The following is a 9,918-nucleotide window of genomic DNA, read 5'->3' on the forward strand; positions in this document are numbered from 1 at the left end:
AACCTTGGAGGGCACCCGCATGGTCAAGCAGGAAAGGGCGCGACGCACCCGGGAAAAGGTCCTGGACGCCGCAGCCGAGGAATTCGCCGTCCAGGGCTACAGCAGGGCCACGCTCCACGCCGTGGCGGCGCGGACCGGGATGACGAAGGGCGCCCTCTACGGGCACTTCGCGTCCAAGGAGGTCCTCGCCTCCGCCCTGCTGGCCCGGTACCACGAGGTGTGGGAGGAGATGCTGCTGACCCGGGACACCCCCGGCGTCGCCGCCCGGACGGCACTGGAGTCCCTCGTCCTGGACCTCGCCCGGCGCCTGAAGGCGGACATCCGGCTGCGGGCGGCCCTGCGGCTGGCCACCGACTGCCCGAGCCTGACCCGCGGGCTGCCGGACGTGTACAGAGACGTACAGCGCGACCTGGTCGAGCTTGTCCGGCGCGCACAGCAGGAGGGCGGCATGCCCCCGCATCCGCCCGAACTCGTCGCCCAGTTGCTGCTGACCGCGATGCATGGCGCGCTGCACGTCTCCTTCGGGTCGGCGGGGTGCAGTAATGCCTCGGCCTGGGAGGCGGTGTGGCGGCTGCTCCTCGACGCGCTCGCCGGTGATTCGCAGGCGCTGCCAGGCGAACAGGGGGCCGAAGGGAGGGCGCACGGCTGATGAGCAGTGCGTTGCGGATCCGTTAAAAATACCCTCCCGAAGGTATTTTTCTGTCAGGCTGAGGTGGTCCCGTCCGCCCGGTCCGCCTCGGCACGGCCACGGGCAGGCCGGATCCCGATCACGACTCGACAGGTGAAGGGGGAAGCGAATGAGTGTGCTGGACGAACGGGTCGGACCTTTCCCAGGCGGCCGGATCGGCACCGGTGACGTCCTCGGCGACCGGACCCACGAGGGGGTCGGGCGCGCCGTCACCCACGCCGAGCATGTGGACGACTTCGACATGCGGCACCTTCGGTATTTCCTGTCCGTGGTGCGCGCGGGCACGGTATCCGGTGCGGCCCAGGAATTGCGGATATCCCAGCCGAGCCTGAGCCAGCAGATCAAACGGCTGGAACAGCGGGTAGGTGCGCCGCTTTTCATAAGGAGTTCACGCGGAGTTGAACTGACCGCGGGCGGGCGTGCTTTTCTGCGGGAAATCCAGAGCATTCCCGGCCAGCTCAGGTCCGCCATCGCGGCCGCCGCGCCATCTCCCCTGGTCTGGCCCGTGGGCGTGTGCGGCGGCGTACCGGCCGAGGTGCTCGCCGAGGTGCAAAACGGCCTCACCGGGCAGCCCACCGACGGCACGGGGAGCCGCACCGAACCGGTGCTGCGGATGCGCTCGGTCAGCACGGCGGACCAGTCGGAGCTGCTGCAGCACGGCGAGATCGCGTTCGGCATCGTACGACTGCCGGCAGCCGTGCCCGGTCTGGTACGGGCCGTGGTCTGGGACGAACCGCTCGGCATCGTCATGGACGCCGGCCATCCAATGGCCCACCGGCCCCGGCTGACCTGGGAAGACCTCTCGGCACAACGGCTCCTCTGGTACGACGAGGGGTGTGCACCCGGCTACGCGGACACCGTGCCGGCCCAGCTCGCCGCGCTCGGCTGGAACGCCGTGCTCCATCCCATCGACCAGGACCAGCAGGCCCTGTTCGTGCACGAGCTGCAGACCGCCGACGACGTGGTGGCGCTGCGCCCGCGTCTCGCCGTCCAGGGCGACCCCCAGCTCGTGTGGCGCCCACTGCCCACCACGGCGGCACCGCGTGAGCGCCTGGCCGTCACCACGCTCGCCGACAGCGGCTCGGCCCGCCACCTGCGCCGGGTCGCGGCCCGGCGCAGGTGGCCGTTCCTTACCTGACCACCCGCTTCCCCCCGCCTCGATCGGCCCGAGCCTCACGGCTCCGGGCCGATTTTTTTCGGGTATCTCTCGCACTTCACCGGAGACCGTCCGGAACATTTCGTTCCGCGCATCGGCGAGTTAATTCCGTCACCCCATAGGTCAGGCCCTATGACCGCCACGCACTTTCCGTCTTGGACACCGCGGAAGGCTGGAACCTAGTCTTTGAAACACGGAACAAAAGGCCGCGGAAATTGTTTCGCGCCAGGTTTTCCATATTCCATTTTCCGCTCCGTTCATCGGTGCGCCGGGAAACAGAGGAGACGCGTGATCTCGACCAAGCTGACCGAGCTGCTGGGAATAGACCATCCGATCGTCAGCGCCCCGATGGGCTCCGTGTCCGGCGCACGGCTCGCCACCGCCGTCACCCGTGCCGGCGGGCTGGGTCTCGTGGGGGTCAGCTACGGTGACGCCTCCTTCATCGACGAGCACGTGGCCGCGACGGCCGAGCACGGCGGTGTCTGGGGCGTCGGCTGCGTGATGTTCACGTTCGACGAGCGCCCTGGCCTGTGGGACAAGGTGCTCGGCTACGCACCGCCGGTGATCGCCCTCTCGTTCGGGGACGCCGACCAGGTGCGCCGGTACGTGGCGTCCGCCGCCGAGAGCGGGGCGCAGGTCGTGGTGCAGGTGCACGACACCGAGCAGGCGGCCGTGGCCCTGCAGTCCGGGGCCTCCGTGCTGGTGGCCCAGGGTGCCGAGGCAGGCGGCCACCACAAGACGCAGGCGACGCTGCCGTTGGTCCCTGCCGTCCTCGACCTCACGCAGGGCGCTCTCCCGGTGGTGGCGGCCGGCGGTTTCGCGGACGGGCGTGGCCTGGCGGCCGCGCTGGCCCTCGGGGCCGACGGCGTGATGATGGGCACCCGGTTCGCCCTCACCGAGGAGTCCATGGGCACCGCCGGCTTCAAGACCGCCCTGGTGTCCGGTGCCACCGCCGATCTCGTCGACACCCGCTCCTTCGACGTCGTGCGCGGCATCCCGTGGGACGAGATGTACACGGCGCGGTCGGTGAGCAACGCGTTCACCCGCACCTGGACCGGCCGGGACGCGGAACTGGCCGCGCGACGGGCCGAGATCGAACCCGAGTGGACAGCGGCAGTCGCCCGCGACGACACGGGGCAGCGGGCGCTGTTCGCCGGGGAGGTGCTGGACCTTGTCCATGACGTGCGGTCGGCACACAGCGTGGTGAGCGACACGGTCACGGAGGCCGAAACGATTCTCCGCCGACTCGCCTCTCAGGTCACGTCCGCGCAGTGAACGTAAGAAACGGAGTCTTTCAGTGATCCACGTCCTCACCCTCACCTACCTCGTCCCCCGCGACACCGTCACCGCGCACATGGCCGAGCACAAGACATGGCTGCGCGAGCACGCCGACCAGGGGCGCATCCTGTTGAACGGTCCCCGCCCGGAGGGCGGTGCCATCATCGTCACGGCCGACCTCGACGAGGCCACCGTGCGCGAACTGATCGAGAGCGACCCGTGGACCCGGCTCGGTGTCGTGTCGTACGACACGGTCGCCTTCGAGGCGCGGGGCGTCAGCCCCGGCGTGGTCACCGCGGCCGAGCCCGACGAGAGCGTGCTGCTCATCAACGTGGCCACCACCGACGACGCGGCCGCCTCGGTCGACGCCCTCGCCTCGGCCGTGGAGCACGTCGCCGCCACCGCCGACGGTTTCCGCGGCTCCCGCCTGCTGACCAGCGTCGACGGTGACGCCATGGTGAACCTCGCGGCCTGGACGGACGAGAAGCGGTTCAACGCCATCTTCGACGACCCCGAGTTCATGCGCCGCTACGAGGCGTTCGCCGAGACCACGACCGGTGCCAAGTACCGGCTGTACCGGACGAGCCGGGTCATCACCCCGGACCGCTGACGAACCGTCACCACACCATAGAAAGCAAGAGGAGACAGCATGCCCACCTCGTCCACGCCCGCCGAGTACGACCTCGTCGTCATCGGATTCGGCGCCGCCGGCCTGTCGGCCGCCCTGTCCTTCGCGGAAGCCACCGAAGGCCGCGAGAAGCCCACCCGCATAGCCGTCCTCGAACGATCCGCCCGCGAGGACCGCGGCGGCGCCACCCGCTGGACCGGCGCCTTCCTGCGGATCGGCCAGGAACGGCAGCTGGACACGGACTGGGCCGAGCACGTCGGCCGGGTCTCCGGCGGTCTGGCCGACGTCGACTACTGCCGTACCGTCGAGCGGGAGACCCCCCAGACCCTGGCATTCGTCGAGAAGCACGGCGTCGAGATCGCCTTCGCGGACTTCCCGCTCCCGCACACCTTCGAGGCCGGCACCCCCTCCATGACCCCGCCCGCCAGCCCCCGGGGCGGCGGCGCCTCGATCGTCGAGCACCTGGGCGCCGCCCTGGAGCAGGACCCCCGCGTCGAGATCCACTACGAGACGGAGGCGCTGCGCCTGACCACCGCCGAGGACGGTTCCGTCGACGGCGTCGTGGTGCGTGGCTCCGACGGCCGCACCCGGCGGCTGGGCGGCCGTGCGGTGGTGCTCGCCTGCGGCGGCTTCGAGGGCAACGCCGAGATGCTCACCCGCTACCTCGGCGACCGCGCCTGCGACCTCCCGCTGATCGCACCGGGCATCGCCAACAACCGCGGTGACGCGCTGCGCATGGCGCTGGACCTCGGTGCCGACACGGCCGGGCAGTTCGACGGCATCCACGCCGAGCCGGTCGACCGCCGTACGACGAAGGCCGACTCGGTGCTGTACGGCTTCCCGGCCGGCATCTTCGTCAACGGCCGCCTGGAGCGCTTCTTCGACGAGGGCCGCGACACCTGGGACAACACCTTCGAGCACATCGGCTACGAGATCTGGAAGAACCAGGACCAGGAGGCGTACTGGATCGCCGACGCCAAGACCCTGGCCATTCCCGGCATCATGAACTCACTGCTCAGTGATGTGCCTCCGGAGCAGGCGGACACCCTGGAGGAACTCGCCACGAAACTCGGTGTCGACGCCGAGGCCTTGGAGAAGACCGTCGCCGAGTTCAACGCGGCCGTGGCGCCTGGGGAGTTCGACCCGACCCGCCTGGACGGCAAGCACACCGTCGGCCTCACCCCGCCGAAGTCCAACTGGGCCACCCCGCTGGACACCGCGCCCTTCATCGGCGTCCCCGTGACCGCCGCGATCTGCTTCACCTACGGCGGCGTCCGCACCGACCTCGACGCGCGCGTCGTCACCCCGTCCGGCACCGCCATCCCCGGCCTGTACGCCGCCGGCGAGGCCACCGGCCTCTTCTACCACGCCTACCCGCCGGCCACCTCCGTTCTGCGCTCGCTCATCTTCGGCCGGCTCGCCGCGCACCACGCGGCCGCCGCCCAGCAGACCGTCTGACCCCATCCCACGTCAGCAGCTTCTGGAGACTCCATGAGTATCGTCAACATCGACGTCACGCTCCGCGACGGCGGCTATCGCAACGGGTTCGCCTTCCCGCTCGCATACGCCCTGAAGCACGCCCGGTTGAGCGTCGACGCCGGCTTCGACTGGATCGAGATCGCCTACCGCAAGGGCTCGCTCCTCCCCATACCCGACCTCGGGCTGACCGGACGCGGCGACGACGAGTTCATCGCCGCGATGGCCCAGGAGATCGGCCCGCAGCGGGTCGCGATGATCCTGCACCCGAAGAACATCACCCGCGACGACCTGCCCGCCATGTACGCGGCGGGTGCGCGCCTGGTCCGGATCATCCTGCCCGCCCAGGGCTACCAGACCGGCCTCGACTACATCCGCCAGGCCAAGGACATCGGCTTCACAGTGGGCGTCAACTTCGCCCGGATCAGCCAATGGCCGGGCCGAGACGTGGTCGAGGTGGCGACCGCCGCCACCGACGCCGGCGCCGAGTTCGTCTACCTCGCCGACTCCAACGGTAGCCTCTCCCCCGTCGACACCACCGACCTCACCACCCTGACCAGGTCGGTCACCGGCGGCCCGGTCGGGCTGCACGCCCACAACAACCTGGGGCTCGCCCTGGCCAACGCCATCAGCGCGGTCGCGGCCGGCGCGACCTGGATGGACTCCTCGATCCAGGGCATGGGCAAGGGCCCCGGCAACCTCATCGCCGAGCAGTGGCTGGCCCACCTCGACCGCACCGACCCCGAAGCCGCCGCACGGCTCGACCTGGCCCCCGTCCTGGAGCTGGCCGACCTGCTGCTCGCCAACATCCCCGAGGGCAGGCCCTCGCTGCCGCTGCCGGACCTGGTCCTCGGCCGCTACGACCTGCCGGTGGAGCACCGCAAGCAGCTGCTCGGCGAACACGGCGAGGCCATCGCGACCGCACGCACCCTCGCCGGCGCTCGGTGACCCACGCCGGACCGGCCGTACCGACGGCGGTCTTCGGACCGCAGACCGCCGTCGGCGCGCCCCACGCACTCGTCCTTGCCCCCGTCACCCCTCGCTGGGACGAGGGAGCGTTCTTCACCCCGGTCATCCGGACCCTGGCCGACGCCGGACTCCGGGTCACCGTGGTGGACACGCTCTCCGTGTGGGACGAGGAAGTCGACTCGATGACCGCCTTCGTCGCCCGCTGGCGCGCGCTGCTGCCCGCCTTCGGCCGCGTCGACCTGCTCTGCGGGAACGCGCTGGGCGGCGCGGTGGCCCAGGCTCTGCTCCCGGACTGCGCTCCCGACACGGCCGCCCTGCTGGTCTCGGGTCCCGCCCGCACGGACCCGCTCCTGGAGGAACGGCTCACCCAGATCGCGGACCTGGCCGCGTCCGGCCGCCCCGGCGCCGCGCTCGCCCTGCTGGGCCGACGCGTCCTCCCCCACAGCGCGCCCGGCACCGACGCCGGAGGCCCCGCCGCCGAGGGCCACCCTTCCGCCGTGGCCGACACCGACGCCGACGCGGCGGCGAGCCGGAGGCTGGCCGCCGGGATGCGGTTGCTGTGCGGGATCGACGTCTCCGCCGCCGTACGCGCCCATCCGGGCCCGCTGCTTCAGATCGTGGGCAGCCACTCCCAGCTCGTCACCCGGCGGCACACCGCCGCCGCCCCGCACCACAGCGTGCATGTCGCCCCCGGGGCGGGCATGCGCCCCCACTCCGAACAGCCCACCGAGGTCGCCGCGCTGATCGGCGCCTACCTGTGGGAGAAGGGTCTCCGATGAAAACCCCACAGCCGACCGAGAGGAAGAGCGTCGCCGTACTCCCCGGCGACGGAATCGGCCCCGAGGTCGTCGACGCCGCTCTTCGTACCGTCGACCGGCTCGCTCTCCCCCTGGACTTCCGGTTCGGGGAGATCGGCTGGGAGTGCTGGCGCCAGGAGGGCGACCCGGTGCCCCAGCGGACCTGGAAGCTCCTCGCGGAGACCGACACCTGCCTGCTGGGCGCCATCACCAGCAAGCCGCTCCGAGAGGCGGAGGCCGAACTCACGCCGTCCCTGCGGGGCACCGGCCGGAAGTTCGTCTCTCCGGTCATCCAGCTCCGCCAGCGCCTCGGCCTGTACGCGAACATCCGGCCGGTCACCGACCTGGACGACGGCCAGTTCGACTTCACCGTCATCCGCGAGAACACCGAGGGTCTGTACGCCGGCTTCGACGTCCGGGGACTCGACGAGGCGCTGTGGAACGTGGTGCGCGAACACCCCAATGCCGAGGCGTCGGGCCCCGAGGAGAGCAGCGTCACGCTCCGGCTGCAGACCCGGTTCGGCATCGACCGGCTGCTGCGCTTCAGCTTCGCGTACGCCGAGGCCCACGGCCACCGGCGGCTCACCGTCGTGGACAAGCCGATGGTCCTACGTCAGAGCAGCAACCATCTGCGGGAGCGCCTCGAACTGATCTCGCGGGACCACCCGGACATCGAGACCGAGATCCTGAACGTCGACGCCGTTGCCCTGTGGATGGTCCGCAGGCCGGAGCGGTTCGGCGTGCTCGTCGCCGAGAACATGTTCGGCGACATCCTCTCCGACCTCGGCGCCGGTGTCATGGGCGGACTCGGTCTCGCGCCGAGCGGCAACATCGGCGACCACGGCAGCTACTTCGAGCCGGTGCACGGCAGCGCCCCCGCCTTGGCGGGCCAGGACCGGGCCAACCCGATGGCGATGCTGCTCACCGTCGCCCAGATGCTGGACCATCTGGGTCTGCCCGTACCGGGCGAGGATCTGCGCGGCGCCGTCCGCACCGTCGCCCGCGCCCGCAGGACCGTCACCTACGACCTGGGCGGCAACGCGGGCACCCGGGAGGTCGCCGACGCAGTCACCGCCGAACTGCCGCTCGAGGACGCGGAATCGGTGACCGTCGAAGTGCCGGGCGGGACCGCCGAGCCGGTGGCCGACGTACCCGCGGACGTGGTGGACCGGCTGGCCGCGCTCGATACTGCCTCGGTCTCCGACGCGCTGGACAGCCTCGGCCTCCCCGGGGTGCTCGCCGGGATCGACGCACGCGTGCCCGGAGCCCGTACGGCGGGCCTGGCGTACACCGTCACCTACCAGCCGGTCGACCGTTCCGACGGCAGGTTCCGCAACGCGGCCAACTACCTGGACGACGTGCCCGCGGGCTCCTTCGTCGTGGTCGACAACGGCGGCTCCACCACCTGCACCAACTGGGGTTCGCTGCTCACGTCGGTGGCGCAGAGCCGCGGGGTGCGCGGCACCGCGCTGCACGGCTCGGCCCGGGACATCGCCGAGATCCGCGCGGCCGGATACCCGCTGTTCAGCAGCGGCGCCACGATGGTGAGCGGAAAGAACCGCGTGGAACTCGCCGCAACCGGACGGCAGATCACGATCGGCGAGGTCACGGTACGCCCCGGCGACGTCATCGTCGCCGACGACAACGGCGTGCTCGTCGTACCCGCCGAACAGGCCGCCGAGGTCGCGGACCGCGCGGAGCGCGTCGAGCGGACCGAGTCGGCCATCGCCGGCGCGGTCGGCGACGGCCTGCGCCTGGACGAGGCCCGGCGGCGGTTCGGGTACGCCAATCCCTGGGAAGGTCCCGGCAGCTCTCAGTCCTCCGAACAGTGATGTGTGACCTACAGCCGCAGCGCGTGGTGGATGTCCACTACCACGCCGGCCCTGACCTGTACCGCCGCCGTCTGACGACCGCCGACGCCGGAAGGGCCTACGCGGAGATCGACGGCTGGGTGGTGATCAAGAGCCATCTGGGGTCGACGGCAGCGAATGCCTGGGAGGCCCGGCAGGCAGGTCTACCCGTCTCGGGCGCGGTCGTGCTCAACGACCTTGCCGGAGGCGTCCGCCCCCAGGTCGTGGAACAGGCTGTCTACGCCCACGGACCGGACAGCCCCGCCCGGTTGGTCGTGCACCTCCCCACCCTGGTGGGTCCCGCGCACCGGTCCGCGCTGCGCCGGGAGCCGTTCCATCCCCGCCTCGACCCCGATCAGTGGCGTGGTGCCCGCGTCGTGGACGGCACCGGTCGGCTCGGCGCGCCGGTGCGCGAGGTCCTCAGGGCCGCCCGCGACCTGCCCGTCGTCCTCGCGACCGGGCACTGCGACCGGGATGAGACCCTGCGCGTGGTCGAGGAAGCGGTGCGCCTGGAACTCCCCCGGCTGCTGCTGACCCACGCCACCCATCCTATGTCCGGCCTCACCCCTGCCGACCTGGCCCAACTGGCCCAGGTACCCGGCCTGCACGTCGAACTCACCGCGCTGACTCTGCTGTTGGGCCACCGCGACAGCGCGCACCTGGCCGAGGTGGTGCGGGCCCATCCACGGGTCGTGTTCAGTTCCGACCTCGGACAGCCGGACCAACCAGACCCCGCCGGCTGGCTGGCCGCCAGCCGACGCTGGTTCACGGAAGCAGAGTTGACACTTGATCAGATCCGCGCCGTCACGTCGGTCAACCCCGCGTCGCTGCTGGCCCCCTGAACGGCGACCACCCGCTCCACACCCCGGGAGTACCTCATGCACGCCCGCATCCCGAACGCCGCCCTGCGTGCCGACATCCGCCGGCTGGGCGACCTCCTGGGCGAGACCCTCGTCCGCCAGGAGAGCCCCGAGCTGCTGCAACTCGTCGAGAAGGTACGCCGCCTCACCCGCGAGGACGGAGAGGCCGCCGCCGAGCTGCTGCGCGGCACCGAACTGGAGACCGCCGCCAAGCTC

The 9,918-nt window shown here is 71.2% G+C and carries 10 protein-coding genes; all 10 read left to right on the top strand.

Annotation, left to right across the window (positions count from 1 at the left end):
- The first annotated feature begins 19 nt into the window (after nucleotides 1–19).
- The gene (locus ABZZ74_RS39670) at nucleotides 20–649 is read left to right on the top strand and encodes a TetR/AcrR family transcriptional regulator (RefSeq protein WP_356773557.1); all 630 of its coding nucleotides are present in this window, start codon (nucleotides 20–22) and stop codon (nucleotides 647–649) included.
- Nucleotides 650–797: 148 nt separating this feature from the next.
- The gene (locus ABZZ74_RS39675) at nucleotides 798–1,826 is read left to right on the top strand and encodes a LysR family transcriptional regulator (RefSeq protein ID WP_356773559.1); all 1,029 of its coding nucleotides are present in this window, start codon (nucleotides 798–800) and stop codon (nucleotides 1,824–1,826) included.
- A 306-nt stretch (nucleotides 1,827–2,132) separates the two neighbouring features.
- Complete coding sequence (locus ABZZ74_RS39680; protein WP_356773561.1) at nucleotides 2,133–3,119, top strand: nitronate monooxygenase; 987 nt, start codon at nucleotides 2,133–2,135, stop codon at nucleotides 3,117–3,119.
- Nucleotides 3,120–3,141: 22 nt separating this feature from the next.
- Nucleotides 3,142–3,732: a YciI family protein gene (locus ABZZ74_RS39685; protein ID WP_356773563.1), complete on the top strand. Its 591-nt coding sequence runs from the start codon at nucleotides 3,142–3,144 to the stop codon at nucleotides 3,730–3,732.
- Between the two features lie 39 nt (nucleotides 3,733–3,771).
- On the top strand, nucleotides 3,772–5,208 hold the full coding sequence (locus tag ABZZ74_RS39690; RefSeq protein WP_356773565.1) for an FAD-binding protein: 1,437 nt from the start codon (nucleotides 3,772–3,774) through the stop codon (nucleotides 5,206–5,208).
- Nucleotides 5,209–5,241: 33 nt separating this feature from the next.
- The gene (locus tag ABZZ74_RS39695) at nucleotides 5,242–6,174 is read left to right on the top strand and encodes a hypothetical protein (protein WP_356773567.1); all 933 of its coding nucleotides are present in this window, start codon (nucleotides 5,242–5,244) and stop codon (nucleotides 6,172–6,174) included.
- Entirely contained in the window at nucleotides 6,171–6,974 is an 804-nt protein-coding gene (locus ABZZ74_RS39700) for an alpha/beta hydrolase (protein ID WP_356773569.1), read from the top strand. Before ABZZ74_RS39695 ends, ABZZ74_RS39700 begins: the two co-directional genes overlap by 4 nt.
- Nucleotides 6,971–8,824, top strand: a complete 1,854-nt coding sequence (locus ABZZ74_RS39705; RefSeq protein WP_356773571.1) for an isocitrate/isopropylmalate family dehydrogenase — start codon at nucleotides 6,971–6,973, stop codon at nucleotides 8,822–8,824. Before ABZZ74_RS39700 ends, ABZZ74_RS39705 begins: the two co-directional genes overlap by 4 nt.
- A 23-nt stretch (nucleotides 8,825–8,847) precedes the next feature.
- The gene (locus ABZZ74_RS39710; RefSeq protein ID WP_356773573.1) at nucleotides 8,848–9,684 is read left to right on the top strand and encodes a DUF6282 family protein; all 837 of its coding nucleotides are present in this window, start codon (nucleotides 8,848–8,850) and stop codon (nucleotides 9,682–9,684) included.
- 36 nt (nucleotides 9,685–9,720) lie between these two features.
- Nucleotides 9,721–9,918 (top strand): hypothetical protein (locus ABZZ74_RS39715; protein WP_356773575.1); only part of this gene is annotated, 198 nt, incomplete at its 3' end.

The sequence above is a fragment of the Streptomyces sp. NPDC006476 genome (assembly GCF_040612015.1).
Lineage (GTDB): Bacteria > Actinomycetota > Actinomycetes > Streptomycetales > Streptomycetaceae > Streptomyces > Streptomyces griseorubiginosus_B.